The sequence below is a fragment of the Streptomyces sp. Q6 genome (genome assembly GCF_036967205.1).
Taxonomy (GTDB): domain Bacteria; phylum Actinomycetota; class Actinomycetes; order Streptomycetales; family Streptomycetaceae; genus Streptomyces; species Streptomyces citrinus.
The window spans coordinates 5799602-5825282 of sequence record NZ_CP146022.1 but is presented as its reverse complement, the minus strand read 5'-3'; the positions used below and the strand labels follow the sequence as shown (position 1 = coordinate 5825282).

The window sequence follows — 25681 nt, the reverse complement described above, 5'->3', positions numbered from 1 at the left end:
CCACTCCCCCACCAGACGAAGCCGGGCTCACGGGAACGCCCCCCGTGAGCCCGGCTTCTTGTCTGTCCGGGACAGATCCCGCGCGACCACGCCCCGTTCACCCTCCCCCGGACCTCGTCCGGGGGATCCCCGACCAACGGGAAGGGCTCTCAGGCCACATTGACGCGTTGGCCGGGCGGCGCCGCCTCCAGCCAGGCGAGGAACCCGGTCAACGCGTCCTCGCTCATGGCCAGTTCGAGCCGGGAACCGCGGTGCGAACAGGCGAGGACGATCGCGTCCGACAGGAGCGCGAGCTCCTCCTCGCCCTCGGGAGCACGCCGCCCGGTGACCTCGATCGCGGCCCGCTCCAGGATCCGGCGCGGCCGGGGCGCGTACGAGAAGACGCGGAACCACTCGATCCGGTCACCGTTGTAGCGGGCGATGCCGTAGCCCCAGCCCTTGCCGGAGGTGTCGTCGGCGCCCGGTTCGGGCGCGTCCCACCGCAGCGAACAGTCGAACGTGCCGCCCGAGCGCTGGATCAGCCGGCGCCGCAGCCCGAAGACGAACAGCCCCAGCAGTACGAGTACGACGACCGCGACTACGCACAGCACGAGAACGAGGACCATCTGCACCGACCTCCTCGCTTCGCGACGGAATCAAACGCCTGATAACGGAACAGCAAAAACAGTTGTAGATCGCCTCAGCCGCGACCCGGTCCGGAGATCATCTCCGGCCTGGGCCGCGGCTGAGGAACGTCACAGGGCTCGCTGGGGTCAGCGGGCCGCCACCGCACGCAGACGGACATCGGCGCGCCGCTCGGCGGACGCGTCCGCGTCCGCCTTGGCACGGTCCAGCGCCCGCTCCGCACGCTGGACGTCGATCTCGTCCGACAACTCGACGATCTCGGCCAGCAGCGACAGCTTGTTGTCCGCGAACGAGATGAAACCGCCGTGGACAGCCGCCACGATCGTGTCACCTTCGGTCGTACGGATCGTCACCGGGCCCGACTCCAGCACACCGAGCAGCGGCTGGTGACCGGGCATGACGCCGATGTCGCCGGACGTGGTGCGCGCGACGACCAGGGTGGCCTCGCCGGACCAGACACTGCGGTCCGCGGCGACGAGCTCGACGTGCAGCTCAGCAGCCAAGGTGGGCTCCTCGGGTCACCACCCGGAAGCACTCGCTGCCGGGTGTTGGGTCAAAGTCTAGTGGGCGTACGACGGGGGGCGGGACACCCGCCCCCCGTCAGGAAGACAGCTGCAAGTCAGCGACCTGCGTCACCGGCTTCAGGAGACGCCGAGCTCCTTGGCGTTGGCCTTGAGGTCCTCGATGCCACCGCACAGGAAGAACGCCTGCTCCGGGAAGTGGTCGTACTCGCCGTCGATGATCGCGTTGAACGCGGTGATCGACTCGTCCAGCGGGACGTCCGACCCGTCGACGCCGGTGAACTGCTTGGCGACGTGGGTGTTCTGGGAGAGGAAGCGCTCCACACGACGGGCGCGGTGGACAGTGAGCTTGTCCTCCTCGCCGAGCTCGTCGATACCGAGGATCGCGATGATGTCCTGGAGGTCCTTGTACTTCTGCAGCACCGTCTTGACGCGCATGGCGGTGTTGTAGTGGTCCGCCGCGATGTAGCGGGGGTCCAGGATCCGGGACGTGGAGTCCAGCGGGTCGACGGCCGGGTAGATGCCCTTCTCCGAGATCGGACGGGACAGAACCGTCGTCGCGTCGAGGTGGGCGAAGGTCGTCGCCGGGGCCGGGTCGGTCAGGTCGTCCGCGGGCACGTAAATGGCCTGCATCGACGTGATCGAGTGACCACGGGTCGACGTGATGCGCTCCTGGAGGAGACCCATCTCGTCGGCCAGGTTCGGCTGGTAACCCACGGCGGACGGCATGCGGCCGAGCAGCGTGGAGACCTCGGAACCGGCCTGCGTGAAGCGGAAGATGTTGTCGATGAAGAACAGCACGTCCTGCTTCTGCACATCGCGGAAGTACTCCGCCATGGTCAGACCCGCGAGGGCCACGCGCAGACGGGTGCCCGGCGGCTCGTCCATCTGACCGAAGACCAGCGCGGTCTTGTCGATGACGCCCGAGTCGGCCATTTCCTCGATGAGGTCGTTGCCCTCACGGGTGCGCTCACCGACACCGGCGAACACGGAGACACCGTCGTGGTTGTTGGCGACGCGGTAGATCATCTCCTGGATGAGCACCGTCTTGCCGACGCCGGCACCACCGAACAGGCCGATCTTTCCACCCTTGACGTACGGGGTGAGAAGGTCGACGACCTTGATGCCGGTCTCGAACATCTCGGTCTTCGACTCGAGCTCGTCGAAGTTCGGCGCCTTGCGGTGGATGCCCCAGCGCTCGCCGTCGTACTTCTCGTCGACGTTCAGAACCTCGCCGAGGGTGTTGAACACCTTGCCCTTGGTGAAGTCGCCGACCGGCACCGTGATGGAGGCGCCCGTGTCGGACACCGGGGCCTGGCGGACCAGGCCGTCGGTGGGCTGCATGGAGATGGCGCGGACCAGGCCGTCACCGAGGTGCTGGGCGACCTCGAGCGTCAGGGTCTTCTTCACGCCGTCCTGCGCCGGGTCGTTGACCTCGACGTGCAGGGCGTTGTAGATCTCCGGCATCGCGTCGACGGGGAACTCCACGTCGACGACCGGGCCGATCACCCGGGCGACGCGGCCCGTGGCAACGGCCGTCTCAACAGTGGTCGTCATTACTTGTCACTCCCCGCGGTCGCGTCGGCCAGGGCGCTGGCGCCACCGACGATCTCGCTGATTTCCTGGGTGATTTCGGCCTGGCGGGCCGCGTTGGCAAGTCGGGAGAGCGTATTGATGAGCTCTCCCGCGTTGTCGGTCGCCGACTTCATCGCGCGGCGCGTGGCGGCGTGCTTGGAGGCAGCCGACTGGAGCATCGCGTTGTAGATACGGCTCTCGACGTACCGCGGCAGCAGGGCGTCGAGGACGTCCTCCGCCGAGGGCTCGAAGTCGTACAGCGGAAGGATCTCGTCCTTGGACGCGGACTCCTCCGCCACCTCTTCGAGGCTGAGCGGCAGCAGACGGCCGTCGATGGCCGACTGCGTCATCATCGAGATGAACTCGGTGTAGACGATGTGGAGTTCATCCACGCCGCCCTCCGCCGTCTCCTTCTCGATGGCCTCGATCAGCGGGCCCGCCACCTTCTTGGCGTCCGCGTACGTGGGCTCGTCGGTGAAGCCCGACCACGACTCCACGACCTTGCGCTCGCGGAAGTTGTAGTGGGCCAGACCACGGCGGCCGACGATGTACGTGTCGACCTCCTTGCCCTCGGCCACGAGCCGCTCGGTGAGCAGCTCGGCGGCCTTGATCGCGTTCGAGTTGAAGGCGCCGGCCAGACCGCGGTCGCTCGTGAGGAGCAGAACCGCGGAACGGGTCGCCGTCTCGGCCTCGGTCGTCAGCGGGTGCTTGGTGTTCGACCCGGTCCCCACCGCCGTGACCGCGCGCGTGAGCTCGGTCGCGTACGGCGTGGAGGCCGCCACCTTGCGCTGCGCCTTGACGACGCGCGAGGCGGCGATCATCTCCATCGCCTTGGTGATCTTCTTGGTCGCGGTGACGGATCGGATGCGACGCTTGTAGACCCGGAGCTGGGCTCCCATGAGTCAGGTCCCTTCCTTACGTCACTTGGAGACGGCGTCGCGCGGAGCGTCCTCGCCGAGAAGCTTCCCGTCCGAGGTCTCGAACTGCTTCTTGAACTCGGCGATGGCGTCGGCGACGGCGGTGAGCGTGTCGTCCGACATCTTGCCGCCCTCCTTGATGGAGGTCATGAGGCCCTGCTCCTTGCGGTGCAGGTACTCCAGGAGCTCCTTCTCGAAGCGACGGATGTCGGCGACCGGCACGTCGTCCATCTTGCCGGTGGTGCCGGCCCAGACGGAGACGACCTGGTCCTCGGTGGCCATCGGCTGGTACTGAGCCTGCTTGAGCAGCTCGACCAGACGCTGACCGCGCTCCAGCTGCGACTTCGAGGCGGCGTCCAGGTCGGAACCGAAGGCGGCGAACGCCTCCAGCTCGCGGTACTGGGCCAGGTCCAGACGCAGACGGCCGGAGACCTGCTTCATCGCCTTGTGCTGCGCGGAACCACCGACTCGGGAGACGGAGATACCGACGTTCAGCGCGGGGCGCTGACCGGCGTTGAAGAGGTCCGACTCCAGGAAGCACTGGCCGTCGGTGATGGAGATGACGTTGGTCGGGATGAACGCGGAGACGTCGTTGGCCTTCGTCTCGACGATCGGCAGACCCGTCATCGAACCGGCGCCCAGCTCGTCGGAGAGCTTCGCGCAGCGCTCGAGCAGACGCGAGTGCAGGTAGAAGACGTCACCCGGGTAGGCCTCGCGCCCTGGCGGGCGGCGGAGCAGCAGGGACACGGCGCGGTAGGCGTCGGCCTGCTTCGAGAGGTCGTCGAAGATGATGAGGACGTGCTTGCCCTCGTACATCCACTGCTGGCCGATGGCCGAGCCGGTGTACGGCGCCAGGTACTTGAAGCCGGCCGGGTCGGACGCCGGGGCGGCGACGATGGTCGTGTACTCCAGCGCGCCGGCCTCTTCGAGCGCACCACGCACGGAGGCGATGGTGGAGCCCTTCTGACCGATGGCGACGTAGACGCAGCGGACCTGCTTCTTCGGGTCGCCGGTGCGCCAGTTGTCACGCTGGTTGATGATCGTGTCGACGGCCAGGGCGGTCTTGCCGGTCTGGCGGTCACCGATGATCAGCTGACGCTGACCACGGCCGACGGGGGTCATCGCGTCGACGGCCTTGTAGCCGGTCTCCATCGGCTCGTGCACCGACTTACGGGCCATGACGCCCGGAGCCTGAAGCTCCAGGGCGCGTCGGCCGCTGGTCTCGATCTCGCCGAGGCCGTCGATCGGGTTGCCGAGCGGGTCGACGACGCGACCCAGGTAGCCCTCGCCGACACCGACGGACAGGACCTCACCGGTACGCGTGACCGGCTGGCCCTCCTCGATGCCGCTGAACTCGCCCAGGACGATGGCGCCGATCTCGCGCTCTTCCAGGTTGAGCGCGAGGCCGAGGGTGCCGTCCTCGAACTTCAGCAGTTCGTTGGCCATGGCCGAGGGAAGGCCCTCGACCTTCGCGATGCCGTCGCCGGCAAGGGTGACCGTACCGACCTCCTCGCGCGAGGCCGCGTCCGGCTTGTACGCCTGGACAAAGTTCTCCAGCGCGTCCCGGATCTCCTCCGGCCGGATCGTGAGCTCCGCCATCTGGGTTCCCTGCTCTCCTTGTTGGGCCCGAAGTGTTCTTGGGGTCTGGGGTCAGCCCCCAGGAATCCTCTGCACGGCCCAACTAGGGCCGTAGTCGTACGTGGTGAGGTGTCAGCCGGCCATGCGGCGGCTGGCGTCCTCGATGCGGTCCGCGATGGAGCCGTTGATGACCTCGTCGCCCACCTGCACCTTGATCCCGCCGAGGACCTCGGGGTCCACGTCCAGGTTGAGGTGCATCTGACGCCCGTAGAGCTTCGCCAGGGACGCACCCAGGCGCTGCTTCTGCGAGTCCGTCAGCGGGACCGCCGTGGTGACGGTCGCCACCATGCGCTCCCGGCGCTCGGCGGCGAGCTTGGAGAGGGACTCGAGTCCCGCTTCCAGGCTACGTCCCCGGGGCGCGGTCACAAGACGCTCGACGAGCCGCTCGGTGGTGGGCTTGGCCCGGCCACCCAGAAGCTCCTTGACCAGGGAGGCCTTGGCCGAGGCCGAGGCGCCCTTGTCGGTCAGCGCGGCACGCAGCGCGGCGTTGGAGGAGACGATCCGGTCGAACCGGAACAGCTCGTCCTCGACGTCGTCCAGCTCGCCGCTCTTCTGCGCCGCGGTGAGGTCCGCGGTGTTGGCCAGCTCCTCGATGGAGTCGACCAGGTCGCGCGAGGCCGACCAGCGGGAGCGGACCAGACCGGACACCAGGTCGACGGCTTCGCCGCCGAGCAGGCCGCCGAGCAGGCGGTTCGCAAGCTCGGCCTTGGCGTCGCCGGCCTGCGCCGGGTCGGTCAGGACCCGACGCAGCGACACCTCGCGGTCGAACAGCGCGGTCACCGCGGCCAGGTCACCGGCGAGCGTCCTGGCGTCGACCGACGTGGAGTCGGTCAGCGCGTCCAGACGCTCTCGCGCGGCGGCGAGGGCCTCGCGGCTCGCTCCGTGGGCGGTCATCGAGCGGCCTCGGCCTTCTCCTCGAGCTCGTCGAGGAAGCGGTCGATGGTGCGCGACTGCCGGGCGTAGTCGTCCAGCGACTCGCCGACCAGCTTGCCGGCCAGGTCGGTGGCCAGCTGGCCGACGTCCTGACGCAGCGCCTGAGAGGCGGCCTTGCGGTCGGCCTCGATCTGGGCGTGACCGGCGGCGATGATTTCCTCACGCTGCCGCTGGCCTTCCGCACGCATCTCGGCGATGAGCGTGGCGCCCTGCTCCTGCGCCTCCTGGCGCAGCCGCGCGGCCTCGTGCCGGGCCTCGGCGAGCTGAGCCTTGTACTGCTCAAGAACGCTCTGTGCCTCGGTCTGAGCGGCCTCGGCCTTCTCGATACCGCCTTCGATCAGCTCGCGGCGCTCTTCCAGCGTCTTGTTGATACGCGGGAGGAGCTTCTTGGCGAAGAAGAAGAAGACGATGGCGAAGGCAAGGGTGCCGACGAGCAGCTCGGGGCCGGGCGGGATGAGCGGGTTCTGCTCCTCCTCGGCCGCGAGTGCAACCAGGTTGGCGATCACATCAGTGCCTTTCGTCGAATCGTGTCAGTAAGAGGTGATTACTTACCGAACACGAACGGCATAACGATGCCGATGAGGGCGAGCGCCTCACAGAAGGCGAAACCAAGAATCTGGTTGGCGCGGATCAGACCAGCGGCTTCGGGCTGACGGGCGAGAGCCTCGGTGCCCTTACCGAACACGATGCCGACGCCGATGCCGGGGCCGATGGCGGCAAGGCCGTAACCGATCGAACCAGTGGAGCCGTGGAGGCCTTCGGCGGCGAGGGTCTGGAGAGCGGACATGCCGGTTCTTCCTTCTCTTTCAAGGGCCGGTGGGGGTTGGCCACCGGACGAATCGGGGGTGAAGCGGAGCGGGCTGGCTCAGTGGTGCTCGGCGAGCGCGCCCTGGATGTACGAGCAGGCGAGGAGCACGAAGACGTACGCCTGGACGGCCTGCACGAAAAGCTCGAAGAGGATCATGACGATCGTCATGACGAACGAGACGCCCGCGGCCGGGACCATCCAGCCGTTCAGCAGGTACCAGGAGGCGACCGTGAACATGACCAGCATGAGGTGACCGGCGAACATGTTGGCGAAGAGTCGCACCGCGTGCGTGAACGGGCGGACCAGCAGGTTCGAGAAGAACTCGATGAACGAGACCAGCCACTTGATCGGGCCGAGCGACGGGTCGTAGCCGACGATGTTCTTCCAGCCGCCGACGAAGCCGTGGCGCTTGAAGGTCAGCGAGACCCACAGCACGTAGACGATGATCGCGAGGACCGCCGGGTACGCGATGACCGAGGCGACCGGGAACTGCGCCAGCGGGATCACGGACCAGACGTTCATGATCCACACGAAGAAGAACAGCGAGACCATCAGCGGGACGTACTTCTCGCCCTCGCGCTTGCCGAGCGTCTCGTAGACGATGCTGCGGCGCACGAAGTCGTAGCCGGCCTCGCCGATCATCTGGGCCTTGCCCGGGACGACCTTGGCGCGACCGAACGCGGCGTAGAAGAAGCTCACGACCACGAGCGAGGTCAGCAGGGCGAGCAGCATCACCTTGTTGAACTCGAACCCGCCGATGGTGAAGATCGGCTGGAACAGGAAGGAGTGCAGGCCCGGCGCCGGGAAGCCACACCCGTTGTCGGACATGATCCGACAGCTCCAGTCAAACGCGAGCTGGGTCGTGTCAGCACTCACCGCGGGCTCCTTCGGCGTGACGCATAAGTACGGCAACCTCGTTGTGTCGGTGCGGCGCGCAGCCGCGGATCGGCACCGGTCTGGTGTTTCGGGTGTGGGGGCGGCGGGCAGGCAATGAGCCTCGCGATCGTGCAGGCGTCAGCTCAGATGCCCGCGCCAGCGATGCCGCAGTTGGCACCGGACGATAGCAGCATCCCGATCGCCCCTTTATCCCGCCCCTACCCGTCACGACGAAGACCCGGTCTTCTCGGGGTTCTCGCTGGTGGTTGAGGCGCTCGCCGAATCGGGATCGACGTAGAAGACCTTCGCCTTGAGGTGCGCGCGGGCCTGGAAGCCCATCCACACGACGGTCGTGGCCACGAGGGTGGCGGCGAAGGCCCGGGGGTTGAACAGCGTGGTGTCCTTGAAGACAGCCACGAAGATGAGGAGCAGCAGCAGCTGAGCGACGTAGAGCATCATGCCCATCGCCTGGAACAGCTGCGGAAGCGATTTGGCCGTCCTGAAGAGGACGAACTGCCCAAGTCCCATGAAAGCGATGACCAGCAGCGTCCCGACGACCGCACCGATGGCCCCCTTGCCACCCGCAACCACACCACTGATCACCGCGGCAATCACGCCGGCGATGGCGGTGGGTACGAGGGCTTGAAGAAGGGTCCGTGCGTCGTTGGACGGCATGGCGGCAGCTCCGCTTTTTGATGGGGGCAGGGTGTCGTCATGGACGAGCGTAGTCCGGGGCCGAGAGGGAACTTCGGGCCAATAGACCGTCGCACTACGGTCCTTCGGCTCTATCCCCGGGTCTCGTGAACGGTATCACAAACTATTTGATGCGGTCTTTACCTAGATGGTGTGCCAACCGTCACACGTGAGGGGGAACCTGCGCGTGTGTGCGCTCGAACGGTCAACTTGTCTGGTATTGGAGCCATTTCGACCCGCCACGGACGTCCCGGTCAACGCGACGATCCCGCCTTACGCCGATCCGTGAACCGCGAACGAGCGCCAATTGCCGTCGCCCCGTTGACTCCTGCCGGAATCGGCGTGCGCTCCGGTTCGTCGTCGCCCTGCTCCGTGGCCTCGTACGGCTCCTCCGCCACGGCCGTACGACGGCGGCGCCGGTAGCGCGGCGGCACCAAGTGCTCGGCCCAGCGCGGGGCGTGCGGCGTGAAGCGCGGCAGCAGGAGCAGCACCAGACCGACGAAGCTCAGCGCGACGATCGTGAGCACGACCCACATCCCCGAGGCCGAGTGCACCGAGTACGCGACCGCGCCGAAGGCGATGAGACCCGACCAGAAGTACATGATCAGCACCGCGCGGGAGTGCGAGTGGCCGATCTCCAGGAGCCGGTGGTGCAGATGCCCGCGGTCGGCGGCGAACGGCGACTGGCCGTTCCAGGTGCGGCGCACGATCGCGAGCACCAGGTCGGCGAACGGGATCGCGATGATCGTGAGCGGCATCACGAGCGGGATGAAGACCGGGAGCATCGCGTGCGTGGTGTCACGGGTGGAGCCGCCGAGGTTGAGCTTGAGGGCGTCCGGGTCGATCTGGCCCGTCATGGAGATGGCGCCGGCCGCGAGGACCAGGCCGATGAGCATCGAGCCCGAGTCGCCCATGAAGATCCGCGCGGGGTGCATGTTGTGCGGCAGGAAGCCCAGGCACATGCCCATCAGGATCGCCGCGAACAGCGTCGCGGGGGCGGCGGCCTCGATGCCGTAGCCGTACCAGATCCGGTACGCGTACAGGAAGAACGCCGCGGCGGCGATGCACACCATGCCCGCCGCCAGGCCGTCGAGCCCGTCCACGAAGTTCACGGCGTTGATCGTGATGACGACGAGGGCGACCGTGAGGAGCGTGCCCTGCCACTGCGTCAGGGAGACCGTGCCGACGCCCGGGATCGGCAGCCACAGGATCGTCAGACCCTGCATGACCATGACGCCGGCGGCGATCATCTGGCCGCCGAGCTTGATGAGCGCGTCGATCTCGAACTTGTCGTCCAGGACGCCGATCAGCCAGATCAGGGCGGCTCCGGAGAGCAGCGCCCGCGGCTCGTTCGACGACTCGAAGACCTTGTCCAGGTTGGCCAGGTGGTCGGCGACCAGGAGGCCCGCGCACAGTCCGAAGAACATGGCGATACCGCCGAGCCGCGGTGTGGGCTCCCGGTGCACGTCTCGTGCCCGGATCTCCGGCATGGCGCCGGCCACGATCGCGAACTTCCGCACCGGGCCTGTGAGCAGATAGGTCACCGCGGCCGTGATGCAGAGCGTCAGCAGGTATTCACGCACGGGCTTCCCCACAGGTATCGCTGGCCATCTCAGCCCCACACCCTAGCTTCGCGTGGTTGAGGTTGAGGACTTCCGGGTAGCGACGATGGTTGCACGAGTGACGTTCCGGTTGCGTCGTGGCGACGTACCGCGAGTGTCCCGAGAGCCCGCCTACCCGCTATCCGGCAGGGTACGGGGGGAATCTTCCGGCCAGGTCACGCACCTCTTCGCGGGCCGCGCGCGGGTCCAGGTCACCGCGGACGACACCCGAGAAGAGCACCGCGATCCGTGCCGCCTCCGGCTCGCCCATGCCCTGGGTGGTGAGTGCGGCGGTGCCCAGGCGCAGGCCGCGGTCGTCCCCGGCCGTGACCTGTGCGGCTCCGCCGCGTGGGAGGGCGCAGGTGTCGACGACCATGCCGGCGGAGGCCAGTCGGCCGCGGGCGGTGCGGCCCGGCACCCCGAGCGGCGCCGGGTCGACGGTGACGAGGTGGGTGTCCGTGCCGCCGGTCGTGACGGCGAACCCCTCCGCGGCGAGGGCTCCGGCCAGCACGCGCGCGTTGGCCACCACCTGGTGGGCGTACGCGGTGAAGGCCGGGGTCGCCGCCTCGCCGAACGCGACGGCCTTCGCGGCGATGGTGTGCATCTGCGCGCCGCCCTGGGTGAACGGGAAGACCGCCCGGTCGACGCGGTCCGCGAGCTCCGCGGAGCACAGCAGCATGCCGCCGCGGGGGCCGCGCAGCACCTTGTGCGTGGTGGCGCAGACGATGTCCGCGTACGGGACCGGGTTGGGGGCCGCTCCCCCGGCGACGAGCCCGATGGGATGCGCGGCGTCCGCGATGAGGTGGGCGCCGACGTCGTCCGCGATGGCACGGAAGGCCGCGTAGTCGATGTGCCGGGGGTACGAGATCGAGCCGCACACGATCGCCTTGGGGCGGTGGGCGCGGGCCAGGGCGTGGACCTCGTCGTGGTCGATGAGCCCGCTCTCCGGGTCGACGCCGTAGGGCACGAAGTCGAACCAGCGGCCCGAGAAGTTCGCCGGGGAGCCGTGGGTGAGGTGGCCGCCGGCCGGCAGGCCCATCGCGAGCACGGTGTCACCGGGCCTGAGAAGGACCGCGTAGGCCGCCAGGACGGCCGAAGAGCCGCTGTGCGCCTGGACGTTGACGTGCTGGGCGCCGAAGAGGGCCTTGGCGCGCTCCACGGCGATCCGCTCGGCCACGTCGACCAGTTCGCAGCCGCCGTGGTGACGGGCGCCCGGATAGCCCTCCGCGTACTTGTTGGCCAGGGGGGAGCCGAGGGCGGCCAGGACGGCGGGGGACGTGAAGTTCTCCGCCGCGATGAGCTGGAGCGAGTCGGCCTGGCGGGCCGTCTCCCCGAGGATGACCTCGGCCAGTTCGGGGTCCTGGCGCAGGAGCTCCGCCAGGGGTGCGGGTGCTGTGGTGACCGGCATCTTCGGCTCCGGGCCTCGCGGTGGGAGGTGGGTGCCTTCCAATGTAGATCCGAAGGGGGCGGGCCGCCCGGGGTCGCCGCCGGAGGGGGACTACTTGACGACGCCCGTGAGCGCCGCGACCACCGGGTCGAGCGCCTCGTTGATCTCGGAGCCCACCGACCGGAAGAACGGCAGCGGGGCGCCGTACGGGTCGTAGACCTCGTCCGCCTCCACGGACGGGGCCAGGAGCCACCCGCGTAGAGCCGCCGCGGCGCGCACCAAGGCCCGCGCACGCTCCACCACGCCGCCGTCCAGCGGGTCGGGGAGGGTCGCCGGGTCTATGGCCCGTACGAGGCGCGTGAACTCCTTCAGGGTGAACGTGCGCAGGCCCGCGCTGTGCCCCATGGAGATGACCTGCGCCCGGTGGTCCCGGGTCGCGGTCAGGACCAGGTCGGCCCTTATGACGTGGTCGTCGAGGAGTTCACGCCCGACGAAACCGGAGGGGTCGGCGCCGAAGTCGGCGAGGACCGTCTCGGCGTTGGCCTCCATCGGGGCGCCCTCGTGGCCCCAGGTGCCCGCGCTCTCCACGACGAGGCCGCCGGCCAGCGGATCACCGAGGCGGTCCGCCAGGGCATGCCTGGTCAGCCGCTCGGTGATCGGCGAGCGGCAGACGTTGCCGGTGCTGACGTGGAGGATGCGGAAGGAATCGCCGGGGAGCACCGGGGGCTCCCCGTACACGACGGCCTCGTTGCCTATGCCACGCCCCGTCTCAGGGGCGGTCAATTCGCCACCTCGAGGTCGGGTACCACCTTGCGCAGCTCCTCGGCGCTGAGGGAGCCCGCGCGCAGCAGCACCGGCACCTTGCCCGTCACGTCGACGATGGACGACGGGACGATGCCCGGGGTCGGGCCGCCGTCGAGGTACACGGAGACGGAGTCGCCGAGCATCTCCTGCGCGGCGTCACAGTCCTCGGGGGCGCGGTGGCCGGTCAGGTTCGCGGAGGACACGGCCATCGGGCCGACCTCGGTGAGCAGCTCGATGGCGACCGGGTGCAGCGGCATGCGCACGGCGACGGTGCCACGGGTCTCCCCGAGGTCCCACTGGAGGGACGGCTGGTGCTTGGCGACGATCGTCAGGGCGCCCGGCCAGAACGCGTCGACGAGCTCCCAGGCCATCTCGGAGAAGTCCGTGACGAGGCCGTGCAGCGTGTTCGGCGAGCCGATCAGGACGGGGCTGGGCATGTTGCGGCCCCGGCCCTTGGCCTCCAGGAGGTCACCGACCGCCTCGGGCGTGAACGCGTCCGCGCCGATCCCGTAGACGGTGTCGGTGGGCAGCACGACGAGTTCGCCGCGGCGGACGGCGGACGCGGCTTCACGCAGACCGGTAGCGCGGTCGGTCGCGTCGTTGGTGTCGTAACGCCGTGCCATTTAGCGGGCCTCCTGCTCTGCGTACTGCTCTGCGTACAGCTCAAAGGGATGAAATACGTCGGTCACGGCATCGCCTTGCGGGCGGTCGCGAACCGAGGCCGGTTGTTGAGGTCCGGGTGGTCGGCCGCGTCGGCCCAGCCCCGCTCCTCGGTGAAGATCCACGGCACCAGGCCGCCCTGGGTGTCCGCGTGCTCGATGACGACGACCCCGCCGGGGCGGAGCAGCCGGTGGGCGGTGCGCTCGATGCCGCGGATCAGGTCGAGGCCGTCCTCGCCGGAGAACAGCGCCATGTCCGGGTCGTAGTCGCGGGCCTCGGGAGCCACGTACTCCCACTCGGTGAGCGGGATGTACGGCGGGTTCGAGACGACGAGGTCGACCTGGCCGTCGAGGTCGGGGAAGGCCTCCAGGGCGTCTCCCTGGCGCAGGTCGACCCTGGACCCCTCGACGTTCTTCCGCGTCCACTTCAGGGCGTCCTCGGACAGCTCCACGGCGTGCACGCGCGAGCGCGGCACCTCCTGCGCGAGCGCGAGCGCGATGGCGCCCGAGCCGGTGCACAGGTCGACGATGAGCGGTTCGACGACGTCCATCGCGCGGACGGCGTCTATGGCCCAGCCGACGACCGACTCGGTCTCCGGGCGCGGCACGAAGACGCCGGGTCCTACCTGGAGCTCCAGGTAGCGGAAGTAGGCGCGGCCGGTGATGTGCTGGAGCGGCTCGCGCGCCTCGCGGCGCGCGGTCACCTCCCAGTAGCGGGCGTCGAAGTCCACGTCCTTGACGGTGTGCAGCTCGCCCCGCTTGACGCCGTGCACGAACGCGGCGAGCTCTTCCGCGTCGTTGCGCGGCGAGGGCACGCCGGCGTCGGCCAGCCGCTGGGTGGCCTGGGCCACTTCCGCGAGCAGCAGGTTCACGCTGGTCCTCCGGGCTGAGCTGTGGACTTACGGACGTACAGAAGGTCTTACGCGGCGGCGAGCTTGGCGGCCGAGTCCGCGTCGACGCACGCCTGGATCATGGCGTCGAGGTCGCCGTCGAGCACCTGGTCCAAGTTGTACGCCTTGAAGCCGACGCGGTGGTCCGAGATGCGGTTCTCCGGGAAGTTGTACGTACGGATCTTCTCGGAGCGGTCGACGGTGCGGACCTGGCTGCGGCGGGCGTCGGCGGCTTCCCGCTCCGCTTCCTCCTGCGCCGCTGCGAGGAGCCTGGAGCGCAGGATACGCATCGCCTGCTCCTTGTTCTGGAGCTGGCTCTTCTCGTTCTGGCAGGAAGCGACGACTCCGGTGGGAATGTGCGTGATGCGCACGGCGGAGTCGGTCGTGTTGACGGACTGGCCACCGGGACCGGAGGAGCGGTACACGTCGATCCGCAGATCGTTCATGTTGATCTCGACGTCGACCTCCTCGGCCTCGGGCGTGACGAGCACGCCGGCGGCGGAGGTGTGGATGCGGCCCTGCGACTCGGTCGCCGGCACACGCTGCACGCGGTGCACGCCGCCCTCGTACTTGAGGCGGGCCCAGACGCCCTGGCCGGGCTCGGTCGCGCCGTTGCCGCCCTTGGTCTTCACGGCGACCTGGACGTCCTTGTAGCCGCCCAGCTCGGACTCGGTGGCGTCGATGATCTCGGTCTTCCAGCCGACGCGCTCCGCGTACCGCAGGTACATGCGCAGCAGGTCGCCGGCGAACAGCGCGGACTCGTCGCCGCCCGCGCCGGCCTTGATCTCGAGGATCACGTCCTTGTCGTCGGACGGGTCGCGGGGCACCAGCAGGAGCCGCAGCTTCTCGGTGATCTCCTCGCGCGCCTTCTCGAGTTCCTTGACCTCGGCGACGAAGTCGGGGTCGTCGGCGGCGAACTCCTTCGCCGTCTCGATGTCGTCACCGTTCTGCTTCCAGGAGCGGTACGTCGCGACGATCGGGGTGAGCTCGGCGTAGCGCTTGTTCAGCTTGCGCGCGTTGGCCTGGTCGGCGTGGACCGACGGGTCAGCGAGCTTCTTCTCCAGATCGGCGTGCTCGCCGATCAGGTCCTCGACGGCCTCGAACATGTCCGGCTCCTGCTTGTACGTGAAGGCTGTGTCATTCCAAAGACAAGGTGCTGCACCGCAAAGCGCCGGTCCCGGTGTCCCCGTTGACCAGGGACACCGGAGACCGGCGCTGAAGCCTCGCTACTTGTTGGCAGCGGCAGCCTTGCCGAAGCGGGCCTCGAAGCGGGCCACGCGGCCACCGGTGTCGAGGATCTTCTGCTTGCCCGTGTAGAACGGGTGGCACTCGGAGCAGACCTCGGCACGGACGGTGCCGGACGAGATGGTGCTACGGGTGGTGAACGACGCGCCACAGGTGCAGCTGACCTGCGTCTCGACGTACTCGGGGTGGATGTCGCGCTTCAAGGTGTCTCCTAGTTTCGGGAGGGCGCCGGGTCGCCACCCGCGGGATACGGGAGCGTGAACCGGAGCCGACGTACCAGTCTGCCAGGACTGGCCGTATCCCCCAAAACGAGGGTCGGGCCCGAACTATTCCCGGCGGGTGTGGGGCTAGTTCACGACGCCCTCCGCGGTGCCGGTCGCCGTCCCCTCGGTGGCGGACTTCGGGACCGCCCTGTCGGCCTTGAGGGCCTTCCAGACCGCGTCGGACTTGGTCCGGTCGACCAGGACGCGGTTGGCGTCGTTCGCGTCGTACTGCACCGGCATCGTGACCATGTTCATGTCGTTGGAGCCGATGCCCTTGAGCCCGTTCGCGAACGAGGTGAGGTCCTTGACCGAGGCGAGCTCCGAGTCCGTCGTCACGGACTTCGTGGCCGTGTTCGCCAGGTCGTAGAGCTTCTTCGGGCTGGTGAAGACGCCGACGTCCTTGATCTGGTCCATCAGGGCCTTCATGAACGCCTGCTGCAACTGGATGCGGCCCAGGTCGCTGCCGTCGCCGACGCCGTGCCGGGTCCGTACGAGACCGAGCGCCTGCTCGCCGTCGAGCTTGTGGGAGCCGGCGTCGAGGTTCAGATGGCTGTCGGGGTCGTTGATGGCCTTGCTGGTGGTGACCTCGACGCCGCCGAGGTCGTCGATGAGCTCCTGGAAGCCGCTGAAGTCGACCTCGACGTAGTGGTCCATGCGGATGCCGCTGATGGACTCGACGGTCTTGACCGCGCAGGCCGCGCCGCCGGTGGAGTACGCGGAGTTGAACATGACGTCGTGCGCCGCGGGGTACTCGCTGCCGTTCTTGTCGGTGCAGGAAGGCCGGTCTATGAGCGTGTCCCTGGGTATGGAGACGATGCTGGCCTTCTTGTGGCCCTTGTAGATGTGGACCACCATCGCGGTGTCGGAGCGGGCCGAGCCCTCGTCCTTGCCGCCGCCGACCTTCTTGTTGTCGCCCGCGCGGCTGTCGGAGCCGAGCACGAGGATGTCCTGCGAGCCGTTGTCGACGTTCTCGGGACGGTCCGTGCCCAGGGCCGCGTTGATGTCGACACTCTTGATGTTGCCGTTGAGCTTGAAGTAGACGTACCCGAGGCCCGTGCCGCCGAGGACGACGACGCCCGCGGCGCTCCACGCCACGATGCGCAGCGCCCTGCCCCGTCCGTCGCGTGGCTTGCGGCGGCGGCCCTTGGCGCGGTGGCGCCCGGGCTTGCTGTCACTGTCCGGCATGTGCTCCTCGCAGGGTCGTTTCGATCGCCATGAAGCGTTGCACAGCGCGCTGTGCCCGCAGAGGAGTGCGCCGGACACGGAACGTAACGGGACCAAGGTCCCGTACCCCTCCCACCTGCACTTTTGTACTCATGAGCCGCATGCTTCACACAGGCCCCGAATTCTTATGCTTGTGGTGAAGGTCTCGGGGTGCCGGGTGCCCCGCCAGGCCCGCGCGGAACTGCGCACCCGGCCGTGAACGCGGCTGAGCCCCGCCGCACGAAGCGACGGGGCTCGGCCCGAGGTACCTGGTTGCGCGAAGCGTCAGTCGTTGCCGTTGCCCGGCGTCGGCGTCGTCTTCTGGATCTGCAGCAGGAACTCGCCGTTCGACTTCGTCTGCTTCATCTTGTCGAGCAGCAGCTCGATCGCCTGCTGCTGGTCGAGCGCGTGCAGCACGCGACGCAGCTTCCAGGTGACCGCCAGCTCGTCGCTGCCGAGCAGGATCTCTTCCTTACGGGTACCGGACGCGTCGACGTCCACCGCCGGGAAGATGCGCTTGTCGGCCAGCTTGCGGTCGAGCTTGAGCTCCATGTTGCCGGTGCCCTTGAACTCCTCGAAGATCACCTCGTCCATGCGGGACCCGGTGTCGACGAGCGCGGTCGCCAGGATGGTGAGCGAGCCACCGTCCTCGATGTTGCGCGCGGCGCCGAAGAAGCGCTTCGGGGGGTACAGGGCGGTCGAGTCGACACCACCGGACAGGATGCGGCCGGAGGCCGGCGCCGCCAGGTTGTAGGCACGGCCCAGACGCGTGATGGAGTCGAGCAGCACGACGACGTCGTGACCCAGCTCCACCAGGCGCTTCGCACGCTCGATGGCGAGCTCGGCGACCGTGGTGTGGTCCTCGGCCGGACGGTCGAAGGTCGAGGAGATGACCTCGCCCTTGACCGACCGCTGCATGTCGGTGACCTCTTCCGGACGCTCGTCGACCAGGACGACCATCAGGTGGCACTCGGGGTTGTTGTGCGTGATCGCGTTGGCGACCGCCTGCATGATCATGGTCTTACCGGTCTTCGGCGGGGCCACGATCAGACCGCGCTGGCCCTTACCGATCGGCGACACGAGGTCGATGATGCGGGTGGTCAGCACGCCCGGGTCCGTCTCCAGGCGGAGGCGGTCCTGCGGGTAGAGGGGCGTCAGCTTGTTGAACTCCGGGCGCCCGCGGCCGGATTCGGCCGCCATGCCGTTCGCCGAGTCGAGGCGGACGAGCGCGTTGAACTTCTCGCGGCGCTCGCCTTCCTTCGGCTGACGCACGGCGCCGGTGACGTGGTCACCCTTGCGCAGGCCGTTCTTGCGGACCTGAGCGAGGGAGACGTAGACGTCGTTGGGACCCGGCAGGTAGCCCGACGTACGGATGAAGGCGTAGTTGTCGAGGATGTCGAGGATGCCCGCGACGGGGATCAGGACGTCGTCGTCGGAGACCTGCGGCTCGTTGCCGAAGCCCTGCTCGTCGCGCCCGCGACGGCCACGGCGGTCACGGTAACGGCCCCGACGGCCGCGGCGGCCGCCCTCGAAGTCGTCGTCGTCCTGCGGGCCGTTGTTGCGGTCGCGGTCCTGCCGGCCGCCGCCACCCTGGCCCTGCTGACGGTCCTGCCGGTCCTGGCGGCCGCCCTGGTCCTTGTTGCCCTGGCCCTGGCCCTGGTCGTCGCCCTTGCCGCCGCGGCGGTCACGGTCGCGGCCCCCACGGTCACGGCGGTCACGGCGCTCGCGACGGCCTTCGTTGCCGCCGTCCTGGCCGTCGCCCTTGTTCTCGGCGCCCTGGCCGTCCTGCTTCGGCTCGGCCTTGGCCTCGGCCGTGACGGTCTCCGGGCTGCCCGCGTCGGCGGTGGCACGACGACGACGGCGCTCACCGGCAGGCTGCTCGTCCCCGGCGCCCTGGCCGGGGATCTCGATCTGCTGCTGCGCGGTGGCCTTCTTCGCCTTGACGTCGGCCGTCTCGGCCTTGTCCGCCTTGACGTCCGCCTTCACGGAGGTGTCGGCCACGGCCTCGTCACCGGTGCGGGCCTTCGAGGTGGCCCGGCGCTTCGGCTTCGCCTCGGCGGCGTCGGCGCTCTTCGCGGGGGCACCGCCGCCCGCCTGCGCCTCCTTGATGACCTCGATCAGCTGGCTCTTGCGCATCCGCGCCGTGCCCCTGATGCCGAGGCCCGATGCGACCTGCTGCAACTCGGCCAGCACCATGCCGTCGAGGCCGGTACCGCGGCGCCGCCGGGAGCCCGAAGCACCGGCAGCCGGCGCAGCAGAGTCCGTGGACGCGGCGGGCGCGGCAGCAGAGCTGTCGGCAGTCACGCCCATCAGATCGGTGGTGTCGCTCACGAAGGGTCCTTCCCTGGAGCGGACGTCGGCCTGTCTGGCTCGGCGACCGGTCGTGCTGTCCGGCGGTGGTCCTGCCTGTACGGACCGTGCCGGGGCGGTTGTCCGCCGATGAGGCGGAAGAATTCATTGGTGGCAGCGATTCCGGATTCCACGGGTGCACGGGATTTCTGTGTCACGCGGCTCGGTCACGCCGGTTCCGGAGCATGCTCGACAACATTCAGTACCGCGTCTCGGCATACGAGGACGATGTACGGAATTGCTGGGGAGGCTCCTGGAAGAATGGTTGTCCCGGACGGGGACACACAGCACCTCGCCATGGTGGGGTCGGGTGCAGACTTGAGGTTAACACTACCGGATCCAACAAACATTCCCCCTCTCTCAATCCGGCAACCGGATGCTTTTCGATCAGACGGCTTGGGAGCCGAGCGGCAGCACACTCGCTCCGTCGACGTCGAGGGCCAGGCGATTCGCCGCCCATCCCTCTCCGGCCAGCCGGGCGACCTTGTCGGCCGCTCCGTCCTCCACCAGGGCGATGACCGTCGGTCCCGCCCCGGAGATCATCGCGGGCACCCCGTCGGCCCGCAGCCGCTCCACCAGTGCGGCGCTCTCCGGCATGGCGGGAGCGCGGTACTCCTGGTGGAGACGGTCCTCGGTGGCCGGCAGCAGCAGCTCGGGGCGCCTGGTCAGGGCCTCGACGAGCAGGGCCGCCCGGCCCGCGTTGGCCGCTGCGTCCACATGAGGGACGGTGCGCGGCAGCAGTCCTCGCGCCATTTCGGTGAGGACCGGCTTTCCGGGTACGAAGACCACCGGAACGACGGAACGCGCGGCGTCCAGACGGACCGCACGCCCCGCGCCGGCCTCCATCCACGCGATGGTGAAACCGCCGAGCAGGCACGGCGCGACGTTGTCCGGGTGGCCCTCGATCTCGGTGGCGAGTTCGAGCAGCGCGGCGTCGTCGAGCCGGGTGTCGCCGCCTATGGTCACGGCGCGCGCGGCGACGACGGCGGCGACGATGGCGGCGGAGGAGGAACCCAGGCCGCGGCCGTGCGGGATCCGGTTGGCGCAGACGATCTCGAGGCCTCGCGGCTGCCCGCCCAGGAGGTCGAAGGCGGTGCGCAGGGAACGTACGAGAAGGTGCGACTCGTCGCGCGGCAGGGTCTCGGAGCCCTCACCCGCGATGTCGATGTTCAGCCCGGAGTCGGCGACCCTGACGACGACGTCGTCGTAGAGCCCCAGCGACAGGCCGAGGCTGTCGAAGCCCGGGCCGAGGTTGGCGCTGGTGGCGGGGACGCGCACCCTGACGGCGGCGGCGCGGAACGCGGGACCGGCCATCGCTCGATGACTCTCCTTGAGCTGCGGGATGTTTCGAGAACTTCCGAAGACTGACGACAGACTGACGACGGTCGAGACTTTCGAGGCTTTCGAGAACTTCCGGGACTTCCGATGTCTTGTGATTCGTACGTCGACACCCGGGCCGCGATCGTCGGAACACGGCTGGAATTCACCGGAGAACGACGGAACGGCGGCGGCACCGCGGCATATGCGGCGGGCGGGTTCGGTACAGCCTATCGAAGGAAGGTTCTGTGGCGACATAGGGCGCACAGGAGGCGCACGATGCGTGTCGTAAGCCCCCTGTGCACCCCCTGTACGGATACGCCCAGTTGACGGGGTATCAGCGGTGGTGCGAACCCGGGATCAGCCGAGGCCGAGGCGCTCGGCGGCCGCGGCCGCGTCGACCGGGACGGTGACGGGCTGCGGGGCACCGGCGACGGCCCAGTCGGGGTCCTTGAGCCCGTTGCCCGTGACGGTGCAGACGATCTTCTGGCCCTTGTCGACCTTGCCCTGCTCGGCGGCCTTCAGCAGACCGGCGACGGACGCGGCGGACGCGGGCTCGACGAAGACACCCTCCTGGGACGCCAACAGCTTGTAGGCGCGCAGGATCTCACGGTCCGTCACCTCGTCGATGAAGCCGCCGGACTCGTCGCGCGCGGCGAGCGCGTAGTTCCACGACGCCGGGTTCCCGATGCGGATTGCGGTCGCGATCGTCGACGGGTCCTTGACGACCTCGCCGCGCACGATCGGCGCGGAGCCGGAAGCCTGGAAGCCCCACATGCGCGGGGTGCGGGAGGCGACGCCGTCGGCCGCGTACTCCTTGTAGCCCTTCCAGTAGGCCGTGATGTTTCCGGCGTTGCCGACCGGCAGGACGTGGATGTCCGGGGCGTCGCCGAGCGCGTCCACGATCTCGAACGAGGCGGTCTTCTGGCCCTCGATACGGAACGGGTTGACGGAGTTGACCAGCGCCACCGGGTAGTTCTCGGAGAGCGAGCGGGCCAGGTTCAGACAGTCGTCGAAGTTGCCGTCGACCTGGAGGATCTTCGAACCGTAGACGAGCGCCTGGCCCATCTTGCCGAGCGCGATCTTGCCGCGCGGCACGAGGACCGCGCAGACCATGCCGGCCCGGACGGCGTACGCGGCGGCGGACGCCGACGTGTTGCCGGTGGAGGCGCAGATGACGGCCTGCGCGCCCTCCTCCTTGGCCTTGGTGATGGCCATGGTCATGCCGCGGTCCTTGAAGGAGCCGGTGGGGTTGGCGCCCTCCACCTTCAGGTGGACCTCGCAGCCCAGGCGCTCGGAGAGGACCTGCGCGGGTACGAGCGGCGTGCCGCCCTCGCGCAGCGTCACGACCGGCGTGGTGCCCGTCACCGGGAGCCGGTCCCGGTACTCCTCGATGATGCCGCGCCACTGGTGGGTCATTCCGGTCATCCCTGCTACTCCCCTTCAACACGCATGATGCTGGCGACACCGCGGACGGTGTCGAGCTGACGCAGCGCGTCCACGGTCCCGGTGAGGGCCGCGTCCGCCGCGCGATGGGTGACGACGACGAGGCTGGCCTCGCCGTCCTTGCCCGACTGGCGCACGGTGTCGATGGAGACTCCATGCTCGGCGAAGACCGTGGCGACCTGTGCGAGGACGCCGGGCTTGTCGGCCACGTCGAGGCTGATGTGGTACCGCGTCACGCTGTCGCCCATCGGTGAGACGGGCAGTTGCGTGTACGCGGAGTCGCCGGGTCCCGTCGCGCCGTTGAGGCGGTTGCGGCATACGGCGACGAGGTCGCCGAGAACGGCGGACGCGGTCGGCGAACCGCCGGCACCGGGTCCGTAGAACATCAGCTGCCCGGCCGCCTCGGCCTCGACGAACACGGCGTTGTACGCGCCGCGGACGGAGGCCAGGGGGTGGTCGAGCGGGATCATCGCGGGGTGCACGCGGGCCGTGACGGACCCGCCGTCCGCGGCGCGCTCACAGATCGCGAGGAGCTTGATGGTGCAGCCCATTTCCTTCGCGGACGCGAAGTCGGCGGCGGTGACCTCGCTCATGCCCTCGCGGTACACGTCGTCGAGACGGACCCGGGTGTGGAAGGCGATCCCGGCGAGGATGGCTGCCTTGGCGGCGGCGTCGAAGCCTTCGACGTCGGCGGTCGGGTCGGCTTCGGCGTAGCCCAGCGCGGTGGCCTCGTCGAGGGCCTCCTGGTAGCCGGCGCCGGTCGAGTCCATCTTGTCGAGGATGAAGTTCGTCGTGCCGTTCACGATGCCGAGGACGCGGTTGACCTTGTCGCCCGCGAGGGACTCCCGCAGGGGGCGTACGAGCGGGATCGCGCCGGCGACGGCGGCCTCGTAGTAGAGGTCGCGGCCGTGCTCCGCGGCGGCGGCGTGCAGGGCCTCGCCGTCCTGGGCGACGAGCGCCTTGTTGGCGGAGACGACGGAGGCGCCGTGCTCGAACGCCGTGGTGATGAGGGTGCGCGCGGGCTCGATCCCTCCGATGACCTCGACGATCACGTCGATGTCGCCGCGTTTCACGAGGGCGGTCGCGTCGGTGGTGATGAGGGCCGGGTCGATGCCCTCACGGACCTTGGAGGGACGCCGGACGGCCACACCCGCGAGCTCGACGGGAGCTCCGATCCGGGCGGCGAGGTCGTCGGCGTGCGTCGTCATGATGCGCGCCACCTCTGAGCCGACAACCCCACAGCCCAGCAGCGCCACCTTCAGCGGACGCGTACGCATCATCCGACCTCTATTCCTTCTGACTACTTCGACTGACTGCTACGCCGACGTCCTGCGACGTCGTGTTGACGTATCTCTCTGATGTCTACGGTGCAACCAGTCTCACCCACCGGACCGGGGTTTCCGCCCCTGGTCCGGATGGTGAGACGTAGATTTCATTTATCCGACGTCGAGACGCAGGAGATCTTCCTCCGTCTCACGCCGGACGATCACCCGGGCCTCGCCGTCGCGCACGGCGACGACGGGCGGGCGCAGTGCGTGGTTGTAGTTGCTGGCCATGGAGCGGCAGTACGCGCCGGTGGCGGGCACGGCGATCAGATCGCCGGGCGCGACGTCGGCGGGCAGGAACGCGTCCTTGACCACGATGTCTCCGCTCTCGCAGTGCTTGCCGACGACGCGGACCAGCATGGGCTCGGCGTCGGAGCGGCGCGAGACGAGGGCGACGGTGTACTCGGCGTCGTACAGGGCGGTCCTGATGTTGTCGGACATGCCGCCGTCGACGGAGACGTACGTGCGCAGGCCCTCCAGCGGCTTGACGGTGCCGACGGTGTAGAGGGTGAACGCGGTCGGGCCGACGATGGCACGGCCCGGCTCGACGGAGATCCGGGGGGTGCGCAGCTTCGCCGCCTCGCACTCGCGCGTGACGATCTCGCTCAGCGCCTTGGCGATCTCGTGCGGCTCGCGGGGATCGTCGTCGCTGGTGTACGCGATGCCGAGGCCGCCGCCGAGGTCGATCTCGGGGAGCTCGATGCCGTGCTCGTCGCGGACCTCGGCGAGGAGTCCGACGACGCGGCGGGCCGCGACCTCGAAGCCGGCCATGTCGAAGATCTGCGAGCCGATGTGGGAGTGGATCCCGATGAGCTCGATCCCGTCGAGCTTGAGCGCGCGCCGCACGGCCTCGGCGGCCTGCCCGCCCGCGAGCGCGATGCCGAACTTCTGGTCCTCGTGCGCGGTGGCGATGAACTCGTGCGTGTGGGCCTCGACGCCGACGGTCACGCGGATCTGCACGCGCTGGCGCCTGCCGAGCCGGTCGGCGATGTGGGCGACGCGGACGATCTCCTGGAAGGAGTCGAGGACGATGCGGCCGACGCCCGCCTCGACGGCGCGCTCGATCTCGTCCTCGGTCTTGTTGTTGCCGTGGAAGGCGATGCGGTCGGCGGGCATGCCGGCGGAGAGGGCGGTGGTGAGTTCGCCGCCGGAGCAGACGTCGAGGTTCAGCCCCTCCTCGTGCAGCCAGCGCACGACGGCGCGGGAGAGGAACGCCTTGCCGGCGTAGAAGACGTCGGCGTCGGGGCCGAAGGCGTCGCGCCAGGCGGCACAGCGGGCGCGGAAGTCGGTCTCGTCGAGGAAGTAGGCCGGGGTGCCGAACTCCTCGGCAAGGCGGGCGACTTCCATCCCGCCGACGGTGACGGTGCCGTGGGCATCGCGGGCCACGGTCTGCGCCCACACCTTCGGGTCGAGGGTGTTGAGGTCGGCGGGCGGCGCGGTGTAGTGGCCCTCGGGCAGGACGTCGGCGTGGCGGGGGCCTGCGGGATGTGCGGAACGGCTCATGACTGCGGTGGGCTCTCTTCTTCTACGTCTTCTACAGATGTTCGGGTGCGTCGATGCCGAGCAGGGACAGACCGCCCGCGAGCACCGTCCCGGTGGCTTCGGCGAGCGCGAGCCGGGCACGGTGGGCGGCCGAGGGTTTCTCCTCGCCCAGGGGCAGGACCGTCGGGTGCAGGTATGTGAGGAAGAGGCCGGCGACGTCGACCAGGTGCCGGACCAGTCGGTCGGGGGCGTGGTGGCGGGCCGCGGCGAGCAGGATGCGGGGGTGGTCGGCGAGCGCGGCGACGAGGTCCTCGCAGCCCGGTACGTCACCGGGGGCGCTGTCGAAGCCGAGGTCCGCGGCGTTGCGCGTCAGGGCGCGGGTGCGGGCGTGGGCGTACCGCACGCGGAACAGCGGATTCGACTCGCGCTGGACGAGGTACGCGGCGCGGTCCTCGGGAGTGGCGGTGCGGGGGTGGTCGTGCGCGGCGGGCTGGAGCAGGGCCCAGCGGGCGGCGTCCGCGCCGAGCAGCTCGACGAGGTTCGACGGGCGGGCCGGCACGGGCCGGAAGGTGACATCGCCGGCGCTCTCGGCGTACGCCACGTCCACGTCGGCGCCCTGGCCGCGAGCGATCCGGGCGAGGGCGTCGGCGGCGACGCGGGCACGGAGCTCGTGAGGAATGCGGAGGACTATGCGGTGGCCGTAGAGGGGGGCGGCGGTTTCCGGGTCGGGGTCCACCGAGCCGGGGTCCGCGGGGCCGAGGGTGGCCGGGCTCTGGCTCGCGGGGCCGGGGGCTGTGGGGCCGAGGTGCGCCGGGCTGAGCGTGAGGTTGAGGAAGCCGGGGCCGGTGACGTCGACGGAGGCGACGCCGGGGGCTTCGGCGAGGTGCCGGGAGAGGATCTCGGCGACCTGGCGCGGGGGCCGGCCCGCGGGACCCGCGAGCTGGAGGGCGACGTTCGTGGCGTAATCGCCGTGTCCGCCGGGGCGCGGCCGCTCGACGACGATGCGCGCGGTACCCGCCTCGACACCGGCGGCCGCGGCCGTGCCGAGCTCACCGTCGTCGACCGCGCGACGTACGGCGCGCAGGACGGTGCGGGAGAGATCGGCGGGGGTCACGGGACAAGCGT

The 25681-nt window shown here is 69.4% G+C and carries 24 protein-coding genes; all 24 read right to left on the bottom strand.

Annotated elements, in window-relative coordinates:
• Positions 1-149: 149 nt before the first annotated feature.
• Complete coding sequence (locus V2W30_RS27210) at positions 150-605, bottom strand: DUF2550 domain-containing protein (RefSeq protein WP_338700584.1); 456 nt, start codon at positions 603-605, stop codon at positions 150-152.
• 147 nt (positions 606-752) lie between these two features.
• Positions 753-1127: a F0F1 ATP synthase subunit epsilon gene (locus V2W30_RS27205; protein ID WP_338700582.1), complete on the bottom strand. Its 375-nt coding sequence runs from the start codon at positions 1125-1127 to the stop codon at positions 753-755.
• A 138-nt stretch (positions 1128-1265) separates the two neighbouring features.
• The gene (gene atpD / locus V2W30_RS27200; RefSeq protein WP_338700580.1) at positions 1266-2702 is read right to left on the bottom strand and encodes a F0F1 ATP synthase subunit beta; all 1437 of its coding nucleotides are present in this window, start codon (positions 2700-2702) and stop codon (positions 1266-1268) included.
• Entirely contained in the window at positions 2702-3619 is a 918-nt protein-coding gene (locus tag V2W30_RS27195; RefSeq protein ID WP_338700578.1) for a F0F1 ATP synthase subunit gamma, read from the bottom strand. The genes atpD and V2W30_RS27195 overlap by 1 nt, the downstream gene beginning before the upstream one ends.
• 21 nt (positions 3620-3640) lie before the next feature.
• Positions 3641-5236: a F0F1 ATP synthase subunit alpha gene (gene atpA, locus V2W30_RS27190; protein ID WP_338700576.1), complete on the bottom strand. Its 1596-nt coding sequence runs from the start codon at positions 5234-5236 to the stop codon at positions 3641-3643.
• A 111-nt stretch (positions 5237-5347) separates the two neighbouring features.
• Positions 5348-6169 (bottom strand): F0F1 ATP synthase subunit delta, encoded by an 822-nt coding sequence (locus tag V2W30_RS27185; protein ID WP_338700575.1) that lies wholly within the window; start codon positions 6167-6169, stop codon positions 5348-5350.
• Positions 6166-6714: a F0F1 ATP synthase subunit B gene (locus V2W30_RS27180; protein ID WP_338700574.1), complete on the bottom strand. Its 549-nt coding sequence runs from the start codon at positions 6712-6714 to the stop codon at positions 6166-6168. Before V2W30_RS27180 ends, V2W30_RS27185 begins: the two co-directional genes overlap by 4 nt.
• A 38-nt stretch (positions 6715-6752) precedes the next feature.
• Positions 6753-6995 (bottom strand): ATP synthase F0 subunit C, encoded by a 243-nt coding sequence (gene atpE, locus V2W30_RS27175; RefSeq protein WP_255975775.1) that lies wholly within the window; start codon positions 6993-6995, stop codon positions 6753-6755.
• A 78-nt stretch (positions 6996-7073) separates the two neighbouring features.
• Complete coding sequence (gene atpB, locus V2W30_RS27170) at positions 7074-7844, bottom strand: F0F1 ATP synthase subunit A (protein ID WP_338700573.1); 771 nt, start codon at positions 7842-7844, stop codon at positions 7074-7076.
• A gap of 273 nt (positions 7845-8117) precedes the next feature.
• The gene (locus V2W30_RS27165) at positions 8118-8567 is read right to left on the bottom strand and encodes a hypothetical protein (RefSeq protein ID WP_338700572.1); all 450 of its coding nucleotides are present in this window, start codon (positions 8565-8567) and stop codon (positions 8118-8120) included.
• Positions 8568-8839: 272 nt separating this feature from the next.
• Positions 8840-10168: an MraY family glycosyltransferase gene (locus tag V2W30_RS27160; protein WP_338700571.1), complete on the bottom strand. Its 1329-nt coding sequence runs from the start codon at positions 10166-10168 to the stop codon at positions 8840-8842.
• Positions 10169-10325: 157 nt separating this feature from the next.
• Entirely contained in the window at positions 10326-11594 is a 1269-nt protein-coding gene (gene glyA / locus V2W30_RS27155; protein ID WP_338700570.1) for a serine hydroxymethyltransferase, read from the bottom strand.
• A gap of 90 nt (positions 11595-11684) precedes the next feature.
• Positions 11685-12356: a protein-tyrosine-phosphatase gene (locus V2W30_RS27150; protein WP_425244604.1), complete on the bottom strand. Its 672-nt coding sequence runs from the start codon at positions 12354-12356 to the stop codon at positions 11685-11687.
• Positions 12353-13000 (bottom strand): L-threonylcarbamoyladenylate synthase, encoded by a 648-nt coding sequence (locus V2W30_RS27145; protein ID WP_338700569.1) that lies wholly within the window; start codon positions 12998-13000, stop codon positions 12353-12355. The genes V2W30_RS27150 and V2W30_RS27145 overlap by 4 nt, the downstream gene beginning before the upstream one ends.
• A gap of 62 nt (positions 13001-13062) precedes the next feature.
• A complete protein-coding gene (gene prmC, locus V2W30_RS27140) occupies positions 13063-13908 on the bottom strand; it encodes a peptide chain release factor N(5)-glutamine methyltransferase (RefSeq protein WP_338700568.1) in 846 nt (281 codons plus the stop codon).
• 47 nt (positions 13909-13955) lie between these two features.
• On the bottom strand, positions 13956-15032 hold the full coding sequence (prfA, locus tag V2W30_RS27135) for a peptide chain release factor 1 (RefSeq protein WP_338700567.1): 1077 nt from the start codon (positions 15030-15032) through the stop codon (positions 13956-13958).
• A 120-nt stretch (positions 15033-15152) separates the two neighbouring features.
• Positions 15153-15374 carry a 50S ribosomal protein L31 gene (gene rpmE, locus V2W30_RS27130; RefSeq protein WP_100595864.1) on the bottom strand — a complete coding sequence of 74 codons (222 nt, stop codon included), beginning with the start codon at positions 15372-15374 and terminating at the stop codon, positions 15153-15155.
• 144 nt (positions 15375-15518) lie between these two features.
• Positions 15519-16619, bottom strand: a complete 1101-nt coding sequence (locus tag V2W30_RS27125; protein ID WP_338700555.1) for an LCP family protein — start codon at positions 16617-16619, stop codon at positions 15519-15521.
• Positions 16620-16922: 303 nt separating this feature from the next.
• Positions 16923-18968 carry a transcription termination factor Rho gene (rho, locus tag V2W30_RS27120; protein ID WP_338700553.1) on the bottom strand — a complete coding sequence of 682 codons (2046 nt, stop codon included), beginning with the start codon at positions 18966-18968 and terminating at the stop codon, positions 16923-16925.
• Positions 18969-19373: 405 nt separating this feature from the next.
• Positions 19374-20300, bottom strand: a complete 927-nt coding sequence (gene thrB, locus V2W30_RS27115; protein ID WP_338700551.1) for a homoserine kinase — start codon at positions 20298-20300, stop codon at positions 19374-19376.
• 363 nt (positions 20301-20663) lie between these two features.
• Positions 20664-21722 (bottom strand): threonine synthase, encoded by a 1059-nt coding sequence (gene thrC / locus V2W30_RS27110; RefSeq protein ID WP_338703774.1) that lies wholly within the window; start codon positions 21720-21722, stop codon positions 20664-20666.
• Between the two features lie 14 nt (positions 21723-21736).
• Entirely contained in the window at positions 21737-23029 is a 1293-nt protein-coding gene (locus tag V2W30_RS27105) for a homoserine dehydrogenase (RefSeq protein ID WP_338700549.1), read from the bottom strand.
• A gap of 156 nt (positions 23030-23185) precedes the next feature.
• Positions 23186-24577: a diaminopimelate decarboxylase gene (gene lysA, locus V2W30_RS27100; RefSeq protein ID WP_338700547.1), complete on the bottom strand. Its 1392-nt coding sequence runs from the start codon at positions 24575-24577 to the stop codon at positions 23186-23188.
• A 31-nt stretch (positions 24578-24608) separates the two neighbouring features.
• Positions 24609-25670 (bottom strand): ArgS-related anticodon-binding protein NrtL, encoded by a 1062-nt coding sequence (gene nrtL, locus V2W30_RS27095; protein WP_338700545.1) that lies wholly within the window; start codon positions 25668-25670, stop codon positions 24609-24611.
• Positions 25671-25681 lie beyond the last annotated feature (11 nt).

Bases quoted from the DNA above. Each gene is read 5' to 3' on its own strand.
- V2W30_RS27210 (WP_338700584.1), bottom strand. From the start codon at position 605: ATGGTCCTCGTTCTCGTGCTGTGCGTAGTCGCGGTCGTCGTACTCGTA.
- atpD (WP_338700580.1), bottom strand. From the start codon at position 2,702: ATGACGACCACTGTTGAGACGGCCGTTGCCACGGGCCGCGTCGCCCGG.
- V2W30_RS27195 (WP_338700578.1), bottom strand. From the start codon at position 3,619: ATGGGAGCCCAGCTCCGGGTCTACAAGCGTCGCATCCGATCCGTCACC.
- atpA (WP_338700576.1), bottom strand. From the start codon at position 5,236: ATGGCGGAGCTCACGATCCGGCCGGAGGAGATCCGGGACGCGCTGGAG.
- V2W30_RS27185 (WP_338700575.1), bottom strand. From the start codon at position 6,169: ATGACCGCCCACGGAGCGAGCCGCGAGGCCCTCGCCGCCGCGCGAGAG.
- atpE (WP_255975775.1), bottom strand. From the start codon at position 6,995: ATGTCCGCTCTCCAGACCCTCGCCGCCGAAGGCCTCCACGGCTCCACT.
- atpB (WP_338700573.1), bottom strand. From the start codon at position 7,844: ATGTCCGACAACGGGTGTGGCTTCCCGGCGCCGGGCCTGCACTCCTTC.
- V2W30_RS27165 (WP_338700572.1), bottom strand. From the start codon at position 8,567: ATGCCGTCCAACGACGCACGGACCCTTCTTCAAGCCCTCGTACCCACC.
- glyA (WP_338700570.1), bottom strand. From the start codon at position 11,594: ATGCCGGTCACCACAGCACCCGCACCCCTGGCGGAGCTCCTGCGCCAG.
- V2W30_RS27145 (WP_338700569.1), bottom strand. From the start codon at position 13,000: ATGGCACGGCGTTACGACACCAACGACGCGACCGACCGCGCTACCGGT.
- prfA (WP_338700567.1), bottom strand. From the start codon at position 15,032: ATGTTCGAGGCCGTCGAGGACCTGATCGGCGAGCACGCCGATCTGGAG.
- V2W30_RS27125 (WP_338700555.1), bottom strand. From the start codon at position 16,619: ATGCCGGACAGTGACAGCAAGCCCGGGCGCCACCGCGCCAAGGGCCGC.
- thrB (WP_338700551.1), bottom strand. From the start codon at position 20,300: ATGGCCGGTCCCGCGTTCCGCGCCGCCGCCGTCAGGGTGCGCGTCCCC.
- thrC (WP_338703774.1), bottom strand. From the start codon at position 21,722: ATGACCCACCAGTGGCGCGGCATCATCGAGGAGTACCGGGACCGGCTC.
- V2W30_RS27105 (WP_338700549.1), bottom strand. From the start codon at position 23,029: ATGATGCGTACGCGTCCGCTGAAGGTGGCGCTGCTGGGCTGTGGGGTT.
- lysA (WP_338700547.1), bottom strand. From the start codon at position 24,577: ATGAGCCGTTCCGCACATCCCGCAGGCCCCCGCCACGCCGACGTCCTG.